The organism is Propioniciclava sp. (genome assembly GCF_047602245.1).
Classification (GTDB): Bacteria; Actinomycetota; Actinomycetes; order Propionibacteriales; family Propionibacteriaceae; genus Propioniciclava.
Map to the genome: position 1 here is coordinate 2,614,684 of NZ_JASGHT010000001.1, position 16,487 is coordinate 2,631,170.

Annotated in this window: 15 protein-coding genes; 6 read left to right on the forward strand and 9 right to left on the reverse strand. The window is 69.2% G+C overall.

The features are described from left to right. Window positions 1-39: 39 nt before the first annotated feature. The 3 genes from QM708_RS12395 to QM708_RS12405 are packed head-to-tail and all read right to left on the reverse strand — an operon-like array spanning window position 40 to window position 2,650. On the reverse strand, window positions 40-1,041 hold the full coding sequence (locus QM708_RS12395; RefSeq protein ID WP_415108909.1) for an ABC transporter ATP-binding protein: 1,002 nt from the start codon (window positions 1,039-1,041) through the stop codon (window positions 40-42). Further along, window positions 1,038-1,835, reverse strand: coding sequence for an ABC transporter permease (locus QM708_RS12400; protein ID WP_415108912.1), 798 nt, complete (start codon window positions 1,833-1,835; stop codon window positions 1,038-1,040). Before QM708_RS12400 ends, QM708_RS12395 begins: the two co-directional genes overlap by 4 nt. Next, entirely contained in the window at window positions 1,832-2,650 is an 819-nt protein-coding gene (locus QM708_RS12405) for an ABC transporter permease (protein WP_415108915.1), read from the reverse strand. The genes QM708_RS12400 and QM708_RS12405 overlap by 4 nt, the downstream gene beginning before the upstream one ends. A gap of 201 nt (window positions 2,651-2,851) precedes the next feature. Here QM708_RS12405 and QM708_RS12410 point away from each other — a divergent pair, with 201 nt between their 5' ends. Genes QM708_RS12410 through fni form a run of 6 tightly spaced genes read left to right on the forward strand, consistent with a single transcriptional unit; the run spans window position 2,852 to window position 8,779 of the window. Continuing rightward, window positions 2,852-3,148: a hypothetical protein gene (locus QM708_RS12410; protein ID WP_415108918.1), complete on the forward strand. Its 297-nt coding sequence runs from the start codon at window positions 2,852-2,854 to the stop codon at window positions 3,146-3,148. Between the two features lies 1 nt (window position 3,149). Further along, on the forward strand, window positions 3,150-4,502 hold the full coding sequence (locus tag QM708_RS12415; protein ID WP_415108921.1) for a tripartite tricarboxylate transporter permease: 1,353 nt from the start codon (window positions 3,150-3,152) through the stop codon (window positions 4,500-4,502). Window positions 4,503-4,513: 11 nt separating this feature from the next. Beyond that, window positions 4,514-5,470, forward strand: coding sequence for a mevalonate kinase (gene mvk / locus QM708_RS12420; protein WP_415108923.1), 957 nt, complete (start codon window positions 4,514-4,516; stop codon window positions 5,468-5,470). Then, on the forward strand, window positions 5,467-6,477 hold the full coding sequence (gene mvaD / locus QM708_RS12425; protein WP_415108926.1) for a diphosphomevalonate decarboxylase: 1,011 nt from the start codon (window positions 5,467-5,469) through the stop codon (window positions 6,475-6,477). The genes mvk and mvaD overlap by 4 nt, the downstream gene beginning before the upstream one ends. After that, window positions 6,474-7,571, forward strand: coding sequence for a phosphomevalonate kinase (locus tag QM708_RS12430; protein ID WP_415108929.1), 1,098 nt, complete (start codon window positions 6,474-6,476; stop codon window positions 7,569-7,571). Before mvaD ends, QM708_RS12430 begins: the two co-directional genes overlap by 4 nt. Window positions 7,572-7,573: 2 nt before the next feature. Continuing rightward, the gene (fni, locus tag QM708_RS12435) at window positions 7,574-8,779 is read left to right on the forward strand and encodes a type 2 isopentenyl-diphosphate Delta-isomerase (protein WP_415108932.1); all 1,206 of its coding nucleotides are present in this window, start codon (window positions 7,574-7,576) and stop codon (window positions 8,777-8,779) included. A gap of 115 nt (window positions 8,780-8,894) precedes the next feature. Here the strand turns inward: fni and QM708_RS12440 are convergent, their stop codons facing one another. The 6 genes from QM708_RS12440 to lipB form a co-directional block, all read right to left on the reverse strand. Beyond that, complete coding sequence (locus QM708_RS12440) at window positions 8,895-9,443, reverse strand: YdeI/OmpD-associated family protein (protein WP_415108934.1); 549 nt, start codon at window positions 9,441-9,443, stop codon at window positions 8,895-8,897. 457 nt (window positions 9,444-9,900) lie between these two features. Next, window positions 9,901-11,775 (reverse strand): ABC-F family ATP-binding cassette domain-containing protein, encoded by a 1,875-nt coding sequence (locus QM708_RS12445; RefSeq protein ID WP_415108936.1) that lies wholly within the window; start codon window positions 11,773-11,775, stop codon window positions 9,901-9,903. Window positions 11,776-11,778: 3 nt separating this feature from the next. Further along, window positions 11,779-12,543: a DUF4191 domain-containing protein gene (locus tag QM708_RS12450; RefSeq protein ID WP_415108938.1), complete on the reverse strand. Its 765-nt coding sequence runs from the start codon at window positions 12,541-12,543 to the stop codon at window positions 11,779-11,781. Window positions 12,544-12,546: 3 nt separating this feature from the next. After that, a complete protein-coding gene (gene lipA, locus QM708_RS12455) occupies window positions 12,547-13,497 on the reverse strand; it encodes a lipoyl synthase (protein ID WP_415108940.1) in 951 nt (316 codons plus the stop codon). Window positions 13,498-13,506: 9 nt separating this feature from the next. Beyond that, the gene (locus QM708_RS12460) at window positions 13,507-15,702 is read right to left on the reverse strand and encodes a 6-phosphofructokinase (RefSeq protein WP_415108943.1); all 2,196 of its coding nucleotides are present in this window, start codon (window positions 15,700-15,702) and stop codon (window positions 13,507-13,509) included. Window positions 15,703-15,768: 66 nt separating this feature from the next. Beyond that, complete coding sequence (gene lipB / locus QM708_RS12465) at window positions 15,769-16,467, reverse strand: lipoyl(octanoyl) transferase LipB (RefSeq protein WP_415108946.1); 699 nt, start codon at window positions 16,465-16,467, stop codon at window positions 15,769-15,771. Between the last annotated feature and the right edge of the window lie 20 nt (window positions 16,468-16,487).

The window sequence follows — 16,487 nt, forward strand, 5'->3', positions numbered from 1 at the left end:
CGGTCGCTCGACCGTGGTCGTCTATTGCTCTGCGGCCGGTCAGGACGCGATCGGAATCAGGTGCTCCGGCGCGATGCTCACACCGGCTGGGTCCCCGGGGGTGATGCTGCCGGCCGGGACGCCGCGCAGGTCGGCGGTGAGCCGCACCCGCGCGCCGGACGGATCGACGACCTCGCTGGTCACCAACAGATCCACCCCGCGGAAGGCGACATCGGCGACGGTGCCGGGCAGCACCAGGCCCGGGCCCGCGGCGTCCGGACCGGCCAGGCGCAACCGTTCGGGGCGCACCGTCACCAGCTGGCCATCGGCGAGGGTGAAGAAGTTCTCATAGCCGAGGAACTCGGCGATGAACCGGCTGACCGGACGGTTGAACACCTCTTCGGGCGACCCCGCCTGCTCGATCTTGCCGGCGTGCATCACCACCATCTGGTCGGACAACTCCAGGGCCTCGTCCTGGTCGTGGGTGACCAGGACGACGCACAGGCCGGTCTCGGCTTGGATCCGGCGGATCTCGGCGCGCATCTCGACCCGCAACCGGGCATCCAGGGCCGACAGCGGCTCATCGAGCAGCAGCAGGCGCGGCCGGATCGCGATGGCGCGGGCCAGCGCGACGCGCTGCTGCTGGCCACCCGACATCTGCCGGGGACGCTTGTCGGCGTGCGCGCTCAACCCGACCAACTCCAGCGCCTCATCGGCCTGGCGATGCCGCTCGGACAGCGGCACCTTGCGCAGCTTCAGGCCGTAGGCGACGTTGTCGCGCACCGTCATGTGCGGGAACAGCGCGTACTGCTGGAACACCATGCCCAGGCCGCGCTTCTCCGGCGGCAGCTTGGTGCACTCCTCGCCGTTGATCAGGATCTGGCCCGAGGTCGGACGGTTGAAGCCGGCCAGCATCCGCAACGACGTGGTCTTGCCGCACCCGGACGGGCCCAGCAGCGTGGTCAGCTTGCCCGGCTCGATGTCGAGGCTGATGTCGTCGACGGCGACCAGATCGCCGAACCGCTGGGTGACGTGGACGAACTGTGCTGCAGGGACGCTCATCGGTTGATTCCTCCGAAGATCTGGGCGAAGCCGACGGTCCGTTCGGCGATGAAGGCGATGACGATGGTGCCGAGCAGGATCAGGGTCGACATGGCCGCGATCATCGGGTCGATGCCCTGGGCGACGTAGTCGAGCATCGCGATCGGCAGCGTCGAGCTTCCCTTGGTGAGCAGCAGCGACAGGGGCACGTTGTTGAACGAGGTGATGAACGAGAGCAGCGCCGCCGAGAAGATGCCCGGCCGCAGCAGCGGCAAGGTGATGTCGAAGAAGGCGCGCACCGGCGAGGCGCCCAGCATCCGGGCGGCCTCCTCGGCTTGGCCGTCCAGGTTGGCCAGCGCTGCCCCGGTCACTCGCACCGCGTAGGGCAGCATCAAGATGGTGTGGCCGAGGATCAGCACCGGCAGGTAGTTCTGCAGCCGCAACGGGATCGCCAGCTGCTGGTAGAGGGCGGCGCCGAGCACCAACTCGGGAATGATCAGCGGCGAGAAGAACAACTGCTGCACCGCGGCGCGTCCCTTGAACCGGCTGCGGGCCAGCGCGAGCGCGGCCGGGACGCCGAGCAGCAGGCCGAGCGCGGTGGAGGTGAGGGCGACGATCAGGCTCATCACCAGGCCGTCGGTGAACCGCTGGTAAGTCAGGGCCGCCGCGAACCAGTGCAGCGACAACCCCGTGGGCGGGAACGACAGGGTCGACCCCTCATTGAACGCGATCGCCACCACGAAGAAGATCGGCACGATCATGATCACGTAGCCCAGGACGGCCACGGTGGCGGCGATCGGGTGGCGGTTGGTCACTGTGTCCTCCCGAGGCGTCCGGCCACGCTGGACAGCGAGGAGACCGCGAACACCAAGATGGTCATCGACATCGCGACGGCGGCGGCCATCGTCCAGTTGATGTTGGTGTCGGTGTAGTAGAAGAGCTGGGTGGAGAGCATCTTGTCGCTCGACCCGCCCAGCAGGTAGGGCGTGGTGTAGGCGGTGCAGGCGCCCGCGAAGACGAGCGTCGCCGCCACGATCACGCCGGGCATCGACAGCGGCACGACCACGCTCCAGAAGGTGCGGATCGGGCCGGCGCCCAGGCTGCGGGCCGCCTCGTCGAGGGTCGGCTCCACCTGGGCGATCGCCGAATAGCTGGAGATGATCGATAGTGGCAGGAACAACTGGATCAGGCCGAGCACGATCGCGAACTCGCTGGCCAGCAGTTGCGGTGCCGTTTCCACCAGGCCCAGACCGGTCAGCAGGCGTCCGAGGACGCCTTGCGAGCCGAGCACCACCAGCCAGCCGAAGGTGCGCACCACGTTCGACAACAGCAGCGGGAAGATCGCCAGCGCCAGCAGCATGCCCACCCAGCGCGAGTTGCTGCGGGCCAGCATGTAGGCGATCGGGAAGCCGAGCAGGATACACAGCGCGGTGACGACGAGACCGATCCAGATCGTGCGCGCGTGGATCGCGAGCATGAACGGGTCGGAGAACATGCCGGCGAACGCGGCGAACACCTGACCTGGGCCGGAGCCGCGCGGGAAGAACAGGAACGCGATCGCCGGCACGATCAGGCCCGCCACCAGGATGAGCATGCCCGGAAGAACGAGCAGACCTGCGCGGGTCTTCATACGGTTCCTCCTCGATCAGCGGTCGCGGGAGGAATGTACCGAGTCGTACCCACGCACACGGAGCGTCTCGGTTACGGCTCTGTAAAGGTCGGTTCACCTGGATGACTCCCGCAGTGCCGCGAGATGCGCCGTTGTCACCCTCCCGCGGGCTGGTTACCCTCTTGAGCCATGCCCTCAGCACCCCCCGTTGACGCTCGCCCGATGGATGACCAAGACCAGTACATCGAAGTGTGGAACGACCTGGTATCGCCACGAGACCTGACCTGGTCGCTGGTCGCCTGCGGCGGGGCTACCGCTGTCGCGCTGATCCTCGCCACCGTGCTGTCGGGCAACCTGTTCGGGTGGGGGCTGGCCGGTTCGGTGGCCGGGTTCATCATCTGCGCGGTGATCGTGGCCCCCAAACGCACCGTGCGCATCGTGGCCACCGATGAGTCCTCCGATCCCGCCTCGGCCGCATCACCGGCGGCCGGGGGCGGCGTGACGAGGTCGGCGTCCTGAGATGGATATCGCTCTTCTGATCCAGATGCCGATCGCGGCCATCGCCGCCATCCTGCTGTACACCTTCATCGGATTCATTCCGGGGACCGACGAGACCAGCGTGCTGGTTCCGGTCACGCTCGCCCTGGTGCTGGCCGGTGTCGCCCCGATCGTGGTGCTCACCTTCTTCATCGCCGCCATCGTCACTCTCAATCTCACCAATGCCATTCCCACCGCTCTGGTCGGTTTGCCCGGCGGGGTGTTGTCCACCCCGATGATGGAGCATTCGCTCTATCTCAAGGACCAGGGCCGGGCCGCGGAGACCATCAAGAAGATGGCGGCCGGAAGCGCGGTCGGCACCGTGGTGGCCATTCCGGTGAGCCTGGCCATCGCGACGGCGATCACCCCGTATGCGGAAACGCTGCGTCAGCACGGTTCGCTGTTGTTCGTCGTCGGTGCGGTGGTGCTCGCCCTGCTGGGGGCCAACCGGCTGCTGTCCTTGCTGGCCATCATTCCCTTGTCGTTGCTGTTCCAGGGATTGCTCTCGCTCTACCGTGATCAGGGCGTCATTCCCGAGGGTGGCAGTATCTCGGTGTCCTTCTTCCTGGGCATCACGATCGGCCCGATGCTGGTCTCGATCCTGGGGTTGCTCAACCGGAAGACCCGCGAGGCGCTGCCGCGGCGGCGTCCGGTCGCCTTGGACATTTCTCGCCGGGCGATGCGCGGGCAATCGCTGGCGCTGACCAACATCCTGACCAAGGGGGAGGCCGCCCGCACCGGGCTGTTGTCCCTGGTGACCACGCCGCTGTTCTTCCTCAGCCCGGTCGGGCTGACCTTCCTGCTCGGCAAGGCCGCCGAAGGACGCGCCGCCGACCAGCTCACCCAGGCGAACCGGGCGGTGACGGCCATGAACGGGATCGCGCATGCGGCCTATCTCTCCGGCACGATCATTCCGCTGCTCGCGGTCGGCATCCCGCTGTCGCCGGTGGCGATCGGGCCCGCCCAGGCGCTGTTCAACGCCCCGCCGGTGCTGTCGCTGGACAACAATCTGCACCACATGCTCAGCACCGGTCAGTTCATCGCGGCGGTGCTGGTCGGTGCGGTGCTGGCCTTGGTGGTCACCTATATCATCGCGGTGCGGTATTCCTACCAGATCACCTACTTCGTGATGCGGTACATCCCTCACGAGGCGGTGCTCGGCCTGTTCGTCGGGTTCATTCTGCTGCTGGCCTACCTGGACGCCGGCGCGGCCAATATCTTCGGCGTCCTGCTCGTGGGTGTGGCCTGCGGCACCTTCAACAAACTGGGCGTGGGATACGGCGTGCAGTTCATGACGCTGTATGCGTCGCCCTGGATTGTGCAGAACCTGCTCTAGGAAAGGCTTTCGTGACTCCACACACCGGGCTCGGCCATGCCGTCGCCAAGATCATCCTCTTCGGGGAGCATTCCGTGGTGTACGGCTACCCGGCGATCGCGCTGCCGTTGCGTTCGCTGCGGATGACCGCTCGCGCCGAACCCTTCGACGATCCGAATCGCCGCACGACCCTGACCAGCCTCGGTTGGTCCGGCCCGATGACCGAGGCTCCCGCGCATTTCGCCAGCATTCTGCGGGCGGTGGCCGTCGCGACGGAATTCGCCGGACGCCCCGACGCGGGAATCGATATCAGCACTCATTCCGAGTTCCCGGCCCAGCGCGGGCTCGGTTCCTCGGCGGCGGCCGCCGGCGCGGTGATCCGGGCGATCCTGGACGCCTACGACGTGCCGGCCACGCCTCAGGAGATCTTCCACCTCACCCAGGAGGCCGAGAGAATCGCCCACGGACGCCCCTCCGGGCTCGATGCGATGGCCACCTCGGCGAACGCCCCGGTTCACTTCCAGGCCGGGACCACCACCGAGCTGGACTTCGCACTTGAGGCCTGGATCGTCATCGCCGACTCCGGAATCCAGGGCAGCACCCGGGAGACGGTCGGGAACGTCCGGTCGCTGTACGAGACCTCACCCGAGACCACCCGGGCGGCGCTGGCGCGCCTGGGCAGCATCACCGAGGAGGCCGTCGACGACCTGCGGGCGGGCAACATCGCACCGGTGGGGGCCAAGATGACGCAGGCGCACGGCCTGCTCGCCGGGCTCGGCGTCAGCAACGCGCCCCTCGATGCGCTGGTCGCGGCCGCGCTCGAAGCGGGCGCCCTCGGCGCCAAACTCACCGGCGGAGGCGGCGGGGGATGCGTCATCGCGCTCGCCTCGACGCGCGAGGAGGCCCAACGGGTGGAGGCGGCGCTGATCGCCGCCGGGGCCCGCGCGACCTGGCTGCACGCGCCGAGCGCCGGCGAGGTGGCGGCATGAGGCGTCCGGGGGCGGCGACGGCGACCGCGCATGCCAATATCGCCCTGATCAAGTACTGGGGCAAGGCCGATCACGCCCTGATTCTGCCGCGTACCTCGAGCCTGTCGCTGACCCTTGATGAGCTGTACACGACCACCACGGTGCGGTTCCTGGACGCGCCGGGTGATGACCGGGTCACGCTCGACGGTGAACCGGTGACCGGGCGCCCGCTGCAGCGCATCACGGCACTGCTCGATCTGGTCCGCGAGCGGGCGGGGCTACGCGCGCCCGCCGAGGTGACCTCGTTGAACACGGTGCCCACGGCCGCCGGGCTGGCCAGTTCCGCCTCCGGTTTCGCCGCCCTCGCGGGGGCCGCCGCCGCGGCGTCCGGACTCGACCTCAGCCCCCGGGAGCTGTCCCGGCTGGCCCGGCGCGGCTCCGGGTCGGCGTCCCGGTCGATCTTCGGCGGCCTGGCCATCTGGCATGCCGGCACCGACGACGCCTCCTCCTACGCCGAACCGGTGCACGATGGCGCCGAGGGCGGCGGTTTCGCCGACGAGTTGGCCCTGGTGGTGCTCGTCCTGGACGCCGGGCGCAAGACCGTCTCCAGCCGCGAGGCGATGCGCCTGAGCGTGGAAACCTCACCTGCGTACGAGCCGTGGGTGGCCGGGCATGCGGGCCAGTTGGCCGAGGCCTTGGACGCCATCGCGCACCGCGACCTGGCCCGGCTGGGCGAGGTCGCCGAAGCCAACGCGCTGGGCATGCACGCCACCATGCGGGCCGCCACGCCGTCGGTCGACTACCTGACCGAGGCGAGCCATGCGGCCTTGCGGGCGGTGGCGGACGCCCGGGCGTCCGGTTTCCCGGCCTGGGCGACGATGGACGCCGGGCCGAACGTGAAGGTGCTGACCAGCGCCGACCGCGCCGACGCGCTGGAACGGTGGCTTCGTCAACGACTGGAACCCTCCGTGCCCCAGCTGCGCACCATCGTCACGCACGCCGGCCCGGGATTGCAGGTGACCCGGTGAGCCAACCGTGGACCACCGAGGTCAGGGCGCCGGGCAAGCTCTACATCGCCGGCGAGTACGCCGTCGTCGAACCCGGGATTCCCGCCGTGCTGATCGCGGTGGACCGCTACGTCACGGTCCGGGTGCGGGACGCCGTCGGCACCGGGCACATCATCTCGGACCTCAACGCCGGAAGCCGGCTGGAATGGTACCGGCGTGACAGCGACATGGTCATCGAAGCCGACGAGGCCCTGTTCAGCTTCGTGCTCGCCGCGATGCGCATCGTGGAAGAGGTGGTGGTGGAGTTCGGCGAGCCGCTGCGGATCTTCGACCTCGCCATCACCAGCGAACTCGACGACGATTCGGGCCGCAAGTTCGGTCTCGGATCCTCGGCCGCGGTCACCGTGGCCACCGTCGCTGCCTTGTGCGCGCACTACGGACTCGATCTGAGCCGGATGGAGCAGCTGAAACTGGCGCTGCTCGCGGGCACCGAGGTGCAACGCTCCGGCTCCGGTGGGGACATCGCCGCCAGCATGTTCGGGGGATGGATCGCCTATACCGCCTTCGACCGGGCCTGGGCCCGCCGCGAGCGAGCCCAGCGGTCGCTGGCCGAACTGCTCGCCCTGGACTGGCCCGGGCTGTCGGTGCGCCGCGTGGCACCCCCGGACGGCCTCAGGCTGCTGGTCGGCTGGACGGGTTCCCCCGCCTCGACCTCGCGCCTGGTCGGCGGAGTGCAGTCCCGCAAGGACCAGGGCGGAACCGACTACGCGCACTTCCTCGCCGAAAGCCGCCGGTGCGTCACCTCGCTCGTCGACGCGCTGAACGCAGGCGACCGGGAGGGCGTCCTGGCCGGCATCCGGCGCAACCGGGAACTGCTGAGACAACTCGGCGAGCGCACCGGCATCACCATCGAGACACCCACGCTGCGCCATCTCATCGAGACGGCGGCCGACTACGGCGGGGCGGCGAAGACCTCCGGCGCCGGCGGTGGCGACTGCGGGATCGTGCTGATCGACGCCGACGCGGGCATCGACGGACTCCTCGCGCTGTGGGAACGAGCCGACATCCGGGTGCTCAACCTGTCCGTGCATCAACCCGAAGGGCCGGTGGAGTGACCATGAGCCAACGCGACAGTGACCGCAAGGACGAGCACGTCCGCATCTCCGAAGAACTGCGCGGACGGCAACACAACGGCTTCGACGACGTCCGGTTCCTGCACCATTCCTTCGGTGAACTCGGCTGTGACGGTGTCGACCTCGGCACCACGGTGACCGGACGCCCCTGGCCCGTCCCGTTCTACATCAACGCGATGACCGGCGGCAGCGAGATGACCGGCAGGATCAACGCCGACCTGTCCCGGGCCGCGGCGGCGACTGGAGTCGCGATGGCCAGCGGCTCGGTCAGCGTCGCCCTCCGCAATCCGGCGCTGGCCCCCACCTTCCGGGTGATCAGGCAGCACGCACCCGAGGCCTTCCTCTTCGCCAACGTCAGCCCCGGGGTGACCCCGGAACAGGCCCGGCACGCGGTGGAGTTGCTGGACGCCGACGCCTTGCAGGTGCACGTGAACCCCGCCCAGGAACTGGTCATGCCCGAGGGCGACCGTGACTTCCGGGGCTGGCTGGACCGGATCGAGGCCATCGTCGCCGCGGTACCCGTGCCCGTCGTCGTCAAGGAGGTCGGGTTCGGGCTGTCCGCGGCGAGCATCGCCCAGGTCGCCGCCCGCGGCGTCCGCACCGTCGACGTGAGCGGACGCGGCGGCACCAACTTCGCCGCCATCGAGAACCAGCGCCGCGCGGGCCGCGAGTGCGGCTATCTCGCCGGATGGGGCCAAAGCACGGTCGAATGCCTACTGGACGCCTTGCACCGCCTGCCGGCGGACGCCGGGTCGTCGGCTCGGCCGGCGGGGACGGCGGCGACCACCAGGGCTAGCCACAGCAGCCTGGCCCCGTCGTCGCATCACTCGGATGCGTCCTCGGTTCACGGGGCTGCACCGTCGACCCGACCCTGTGTCGAGGTGCTGGCATCGGGGGGAGTGCGCACCCCCCTGGACGTGGTGCGGGCGCTGGCGCTCGGCGCTGGGGCGGTCGGCGTGAGCGGGCACTTCCTGCACACCCTGCTCGAGGACGGGCTGGATGCACTGATCGGTGAGCTGGAGTCGTGGATCGACCAGGTGCGTGCCCTGCTGACCCTGCTGGGCGCCGCTGACGTGGCGGCCCTGAGGAACACCGACCTGCTGGTGACCGGGGCGACCGCGGAGTTCGCGCACCTGCGCGGCATCGACCTGCAGCGGCTCGCCCGTCGCAGCGAGGCCGCGGACGCCTGATCACGCGCTGGCGCGATCGTCAGTGCAACATCGTGGTGAGTAGACCAGCCACGATGTTGCACTGTTGCCTTCGTGCCAAGCTGGCCGCGATGCTCAAGTGACGCCGACGCGCCGTCTACATGGGTTTCAGGTTGCGGTTGAGACGCTCGGTCATCCAGGCGAGTCGCTTGGCACGGCCGGCGTCGGTTTTGGCGTCGAAGTAGGCGCGCGCGTAGGTCTTCCTCACCGAAGGCGACATCGCATCGAAGTTCGTGGCGGCCGGTTCGACGCCGCTCAGTAGCGCGGCGACCGCTTCGATCTGGTCACCGGTGGCGGGATCGGCTTTAAGGGCGTCCCATTGGCCGTTCTTCTTCGCCTCGGCGATGGCTGCCCGTCCCCGGTCGGTCATCAGGCCCTGTTCTTCGAGGACACCGACCAGGGTCTTGTTCTTCTCCGACCACTTGCTGCCGGGCCGCCGTGGTGAGAAGTACTTGACGTACGAGCCGGCGTCCACGCTCTTCAGCTGCCCGTCGATCCACCCGAAGCAGAGCGCCTCTTCCAGGGCCTCGCCGGCCTTGAGGGTCTTGGGTCCGCCGGTCTTTCCGAACAGCAGCCAGACCCCGTCGTCCGACGATGAAGTCTCGTCCAGCCAGGCCCTGAATTCGCTTCGGGTGGCGAACTGCAACGGAGCGGTCATCAGGCACCTCATCTACGACGCTGTCTTCAAGGGCGTCGTATGGGCCATCGACGATGGTTCGCCGGGCATCGCGAGCGCCCTGTGTTCAGGGTTTCACACGCGCGCGGGGCGCAGGCCGTGTTCGGGAAGATGACGGACGATACGCGTCGGCGTTCCGCGAGTTGAGTCGGGTCGCAGGCGGTCCGGCAACGAGCCGAGCCTGTGCCGTCCGGGCTCGCAATGAGTGCTCGGCGACGCCCATGATGCGTCGAGCACCGCTTCATGCCGGGGCGGCAACCCTTCCGGCGCTGCACCAGCACGTCATCGAGTCATGCAAAAGTGATACTGAGATATGTGCAAGAGTCATATTCCAAGTTGTGCACGAGTGATGCTCCGCCGCGCGCATGAAAGCGGATAGGAGAGCTTTCGGGTCGGAGTACCCGCCCGATTCTTCTCATGTCAGCGCTCAGCCGAGGGATTCGGCTGCCTCCAGCCAGGCCAGCTCCAAGGAGTCCTGTTCGTCGGTCAACTCGGCGAGGGTGGCCTGGAGTTCGGCCAGGCGCGCGTAGTCGGAGGCGTGTTTGGCCATCTTCTGGTGCACGTGGTCGATCCGGGTGGCGAGCTTGGTGAGCTGGCCCTCCAGCCGGGCGATCTCCTTCTTGGCCGCGCGTTCCTGCGCGGGCGTCAATCCGGACGCCGCAGGCGCGCCCCCGCCGGAACCAACGCCACCGGCCGGATCGGAGCCACCTGATTCGCGCTCACCAGTCCCGACCGGATGCGAACCCGGCCCGCCCGGGGAGCGTCCCGTAGATCCACTGGACCGCCCACCGGGCGCGCCCGAGGATTGCCGGTGTTCCAGATACTGCTCGACCCCGCCGGGCAGCAGGACGCAGCGTCCGTCGCCCATCAGCGCATAGGTGACGTCGCAGACGCGCTCCAGGAAGTAGCGGTCGTGGGAGACCACGATCAACGTGCCGGGCCAGCTGTCCAGGTAGTCCTCGATGACGGTGAGGGTGTCGATGTCGAGGTCGTTGGTCGGCTCGTCCAGCAGCAGCACGTTCGGTTCGGAGATCAGCAGCCGCAGGAACTGCAGCCGCCGCCGCTCACCACCGGACAGGTCGCCGATCCGTGCGGTGAGCCGGTCTCCGGTGAAGCCGAACTCCTCCAGCAGCGAGGACGCCGAGGCGTCCCGGCCGGTGGCCAGCTTGGTCTCGTTGCGCAGCCGGGTCACCGACGACAGCACCCGGTCGGTGTCGTCGAGTTCGGTGACGGACTGGGACAGATGGCCGATCCGCAGCGTCTTCCCCTGCTTGATCCGGCCCGCGGTGGGGGACTGTTCGTGCGCCAGCACCCGCAGCAGCGTCGACTTGCCCGACCCGTTCACGCCGACCAGACCGATCCGGTCGCCGGGGCCGATCGACCAGTCCAGCGGGCCGAACAGGCGGCGTCCGCCGGGCAGGTCGAGGGTGGTGCCGACCAGATCGAAGACGTCCTTGCCGAGCCGGGTCACCGAGAACTGCTGCAGGGCGAGCCGGTCGCGCGGCTCGGGGACGTCGGAGATCAGCGCGTTGGCGGCATCGATCCGGAATTTGGGTTTCGAGGTGCGCGCCGGCGCGCCGCGGCGCAGCCAGGCCAGCTCTTTGCGGGCCAGGTTCTGCCGGCGCTGTTCGTTGGCCGCCGCCTGCCGGGTCCGCTCGACGCGGGCGAGCACGTAGGCGGCGTAGCCGCCGTCGTAGGCGTCCACCACCGCGTCGTGCACCTCCCACACCCGGGTGCAGACCGCGTCGAGGAACCAGCGGTCGTGGCTGACCACCAGCATCGCGGTGCCGCGGTCGCGCAGTTCGGCCAGGTGCCGGGCGAGCCAGGCGACGGCTTCGACGTCGAGATGGTTGGTGGGCTCATCCAGCACGAGCAGGTCGTGGTGGCCCAGCATCAGCGCCACCAGGGCGACCCGGCGCTTCTCCCCGCCGGACAGCGGCACGATCGGCCCGTCGAGGTCGAGCCCGTCGAGGAGGTGCTCGACGATGCCGCGCCGGGTGGCGTCCGCCGCCCAGACATGGTCGGGTTCGCCGTCCACGATCGCGTCGCGCACGGTCGCGTCCGGCGCGAAGTTCTCGGCCTGGGCGAGGTAGCCGATCGAGGCGGACGCGGTGCGCACCACCTGGCCGGCGTCCGGTTCTTCGTCGCCGACCAGCAGGCGCAGCAGCGTGGACTTGCCGTCACCGTTGCGTCCGACGACGCCGACGACGTCCCCCTGGGCGAGCCCGAGGGAGACGTCGTCGAGAAGGATCCGTGTGCCGTACGCTTTGGTGAGGCGCTCGGCGTTGATCAGGTTGGCCAAGGCTCAGCGGCCGCGCATGGCGCGCTTGACGCCCTTGGGCGACGGCATCGGCCCGCGCGGGATCGGCGCCTTGGGACGCACCGCGTCCAGGGCGCGCAGCCGATTGCGGACGTCGGTGACCTGGTGCGGCTTCAGCGACTTGGGCAGCTTCTCGACCGTCTTCTGCAGCTGGCCCAGCGGCACCTGCCCCTCGCCCTTGCCGAGGTAGAGCTGGGTGACCGGGACCCCGTAGGAGACCTGTTCGTGCTTGCGGGCCTCGCCGCCGAGCAGCGGCTTGACCCGGGCGGTCGACCCTTCGCCGATGAGCACGATGCCGGACGGGCCGACGACCCGGTGCACCAGGTCGAGCTGGCGGGTCGCGGCGATGCCGATCTCGTAGGTGTACTTCTTGTTGTTGAGCAGCTGCAGCGCGACCTCGGCCGAGCCGGGCTGGCCCTCGTAGCGCTTGATCATGGCGCTCTTCACCTTCTGGGTGAGGACGACCATCGCGGCCATCACGCCGGTGATCAGGCCGAGCGGGATCCACAGCCACACCGCCATGTTGGACACGACGCCGAGCACCGCGACGACGGCGAAGGCCGCCAGGCCGATGCCGATCATCCACCAGGTGACGCTCGGGTCGACCTTCGCGGTCTGCTTGTACGCCTCGACCATCTGGCGGATGCGGCCCCAGTCGCGGGGGTCGGTGCTGTTCTTCTTGCGTTCCTTTTCCGCCTTGCGGGCGGCCTTCTGCTTCGCGGCGAGTTCCTTCGCCTTCTCGCTAGCCATCGTTCACTCCACGCTGTTGTCTTGCGGCGCCTTCTTGCGGGCCTGAATGGCCTGCCGGTAGAGCCTTCCCGCGCGGTACGACGAGCGGACGAGCGGCCCGGAAAGCACTCCTGCATATCCTAGGGCCTTCGCCTCGGACTCCCATTGCGCGAACTCTTCCGGCTGCACCCAGCGGTCGATCGGGTGATGCTTCAGCGACGGGCGCAGGTACTGGGTGATGGTGATCAGTTCGGTGCCGGCGTCGCGCAGGTCACGCAGCGCCTGGCTGATCTCGTCGTGGGTCTCGCCCATGCCGAGGATCAGGTTCGACTTGGTGACCAGCCCGTAGGCGCGCGCCTTGGCCAGCACCTCGAGGCTTCGGTCGTAGTTGAACGCGGGCCGGATCCGCTTGAAGATCCGCGGCACGGTCTCGACGTTGTGCGCGAACACCTCGGGCTGGGAATCGAAGACCGTTTGCAGCGGGGCGTCGCCGCCCTTGAAGTCGTCGACGAGCAGTTCCACGCCGCAGCCGGGCACCAGCGCCTTGATCTGGCGGCAGGTCTCGGCGTACAGCCAGGACGCGCCGTCGGGCAGGTCGTCGCGGGCGACCCCGGTCACCGTGGCGTAGCGCAGCCCCATCTCGCGCACCGACTCGGCCACGCGCCGCGGCTCGTCCTGATCGTAGTCGGCCGGGCGCCCGGTCGCGATCTGGCAGAAGTCACAGCGGCGCGTGCACACGCCACCGCCGATGAGGAAGGTGGCTTCGCGGTCTTCCCAGCATTCGAAGATGTTGGGGCAGCCCGCCTCCTGGCAGACGGTGTGCAGGCCGCCCTCGCGGACGCGTTCCTGCATGTCGCGATACTCCGGCCCCATCACGGCCTTCGTCTTGATCCACGACGGCTTGCGTTCGATGGGCGTCTCGGCGTTGCGCACCTCGATGCGCAGCAGGCGCCTGGGCTGCTGGGTGTCGGTCACCGGGCCATCCTAAACGGTGTCCGGCCTGCTTCCGAGTTCCACCATCACCGGCTTGAGCCGCATCCACCAGGTGTCCTTGGGGCGGCGCACATCCCAGTCGACCAGGTCGTCCACCTCGCGGACCGGGCCAACCCCCGACAGCGTCGCGCACGCGTAGGTGGCCTCGCCGTGCCGGAACTGACGCCCTAGCCAGTCGGTGACCCGGGAGGCCAGCCGCACCGCATTGATCCGGTCGAACGGCGAGGGGATGCCGCCCTGCTGCACGTGCCCGAGCACGAGGCCGCGGACGCTGAACAGCCCGCCGCCTTCGGCCTCGAACATGCGGGTCATCAGGTCGGTGGTGTAGAAGGCGGACGCCTCCTCGTTGCGGATGGCGAGCCAGAAGTCCTGTCCGGAGCTGAACGCCTTGATCATCGCGTCGATGTCGTCGCTCAGCTGCTGGATGGTGACGCCCTCCTCGTGCAGGTAGACGCGCTCGGCGCCGGCGGCCAGACCGGTGGCCGTGGCAAGGAAGCCGCAGCGGCGTCCCATCGTCTCGACCACGAACGCGCGCTTGGAGGCGCTGGCGGACCGCTTGATCCGGTCGACGGCCTCGACGGCCACGTTGAGGGCGGTGTCGGAGCCGATCGACATCTGCATGCCGGGCAGGTTGTTGTCGATCGAGGCGGGCACGATCACGATCGGGATGTTCAGCGACGGGTAGCGCCGGCGCTCGCTCTGCAGCAACTGCAGGGCGCGGTAGGCGTTGAAGCCGCCGACAATGACGATCGCATCCAGCGCAAGCTTCTCCACTGAGCGGGCCAGCGCGTAGAGGTGCTCCTCCTCGGGAATCCAGCGGCGCGTGCCGAGTTCGGCGCCGCCCAGCGAGATCCAGCCCTCGACATCGTCCCAGCCCAGCTCGCGCACGTCGCCGTCGATCAGGCCCGGGAAGCCGCCCCGGACGCCGAGCATGGTGTTGCCGCGGTCGATCCCGAGGCGGACCAGCGCCTGCGCGGCTGCGTTCATGCCCGGGGCAAGGCCGCCGGCGTGCATGATGCCGATCCGCTTGCCAGAGGCGCCTTCCTCTACGTGCGTCCGGGCCTCCGAGAGCCGGCGGAACGCCTGGTGCATCTCGACGAACGATTTTCCGCGCGAGGCCATCGCCTCGTCGAAGTCGGCGTTCGCGATGAGCGTGGCCACGTTGCGGGTGCGCGCGATGGCGTCTACGAGCGGCAGCGACAGCGGCCGGTTGCGCCGGACGCCGATCACCTGCGCCTCCTGGTCGCCGTCGAGCACCGCCTTGACGGCGGTGTGGCCGAGCAGGGAGGGCATCCAGCGGTCGTAGGCGGTGGGAACGCCGCCGCGTTGCACGTGGCCCAGGATCGTGACGCGGGCGTCCTCGCCCATCTCGTCGGCCAGCACCTTGCGGACGTCCTCGGCGGTGATCGGGTTGCCCTGGGCGTCCGCGGCGCCCTCGGCGACCACCACGATCGACGAGCGGCGGCCCGCGTCGCGCGAGCGGCGCAGCACGCCCGCCATATGCTCGTGCCAGTTCTCCGCCGGTGGGCGCTCGGGGATCAGCACGTAGTCGGCGCCACCGGCGATCCCGCTCATCAGGGCGAGGTAGCCGCAATGCCGGCCCATCACCTCGACCACGAAGCTGCGCTGGTGCGAGGCCGCGGTGGACGCGATCGCGTCGATCGCCTCGATGATCCGGTTGAGTGCCGAATCGGTGCCGATGGTCATATCGGTGCCGACCAGGTCGTTGTCGATCGAGCCGACCAGGCCGGCGATGATCAGCTTCTCGTGCGCGGACGCCTGCTCGGCGGTGATCGCGCCGGCCTCGTGCAGCGCGGCGAGATGCTCGGGCCATTCGGCGCGCAGTGTGTCGGTGCCGGTCAGCGAGCCGTCGCCGCCGATCACGATGATCCGGTCGATGCCGTTCTGGATCAGGTTGAGGGCGGCCTGGCGGCGTCCCTCGACGGTGCGGAAGGCGGCGCACCGGGCGGTGCCGATCATGGTGCCGCCGCGGGTGGTGATGCCGCTGACCGATTCCCAGCTGAGCGGGCGGATGCTGTCGCCGCCGTCGACCGCGCCTTGCCAGCCCTCGTAGATGCCGTACACCTCCGCCTCTGATGCCAGCCCGGCACGAACCACGGCGCGCACGGCCGCGTTCATCCCCTGGGCGTCCCCACCTGACGTCAACACTCCGATGCGTACGGTCACGGAGGTCAGCCTAAAGGCGGACGGTGACCTGTGGGCGAGGCTGCGGTGAATTTCTCACCGCACGGCTCAGGATGCGGCGTCCAGGGCCCAGGCGAAGTCCAAATGGCGGGTGAGCAGCGGTTCCAGCGCGGCGGCGACTTCCATCAACTCCGGCGCGGCGTGGCCCAGCTCGTCCTCCATGCTGGTGACGCCGGCATCGGAGATGCCGCACGGCACGATGTTGCCGAAAGGCCCGGTGGCCTGGGCGGTGACGTTGAGGGCGAAGCCGTGCATCGTCGTCATTTTCGCCACCCGGATGCCGATCGCGCAGATCTTGCGCTCGCCGCGCCGGGAGTCGGCGGGCAGCCAGACACCGGTGCGACCGTCGACGCGGCCCGCCTCGATGCCGTACCCGGCCAGCACGTCGATGACCGCCTGCTCCAGGCGGCGCACGTACTCCAGCGGGCCGATCTTGCGGGTGAGGGTGACGATCGGGTAGCCGACCAGCTGCCCGGGCCCGTGATAGGTGATCTTGCCGCCGCGATCGACGTCGACGACCGGCGTCCCGTCGAAGGGGCGCTCATGCGGTTCGGTGCGGCGTCCGGCCGTGTAGACCGGCGTGTGCTGCACGAACAGCACCTGCGGGCCCACCTGGCCCGAGGCGACGTCGGCGTGGACGGCGCGCTGCACGGCCCAGGTCTGCTGGTAGTCGCTCAGGCCCATCACCGAGCCGTCGAAACCAAGATAGTCGAACGACAAGCCGTGACGTTGGGTTCTGTGAGGCACGCACAGCACTGTAGCCGCCG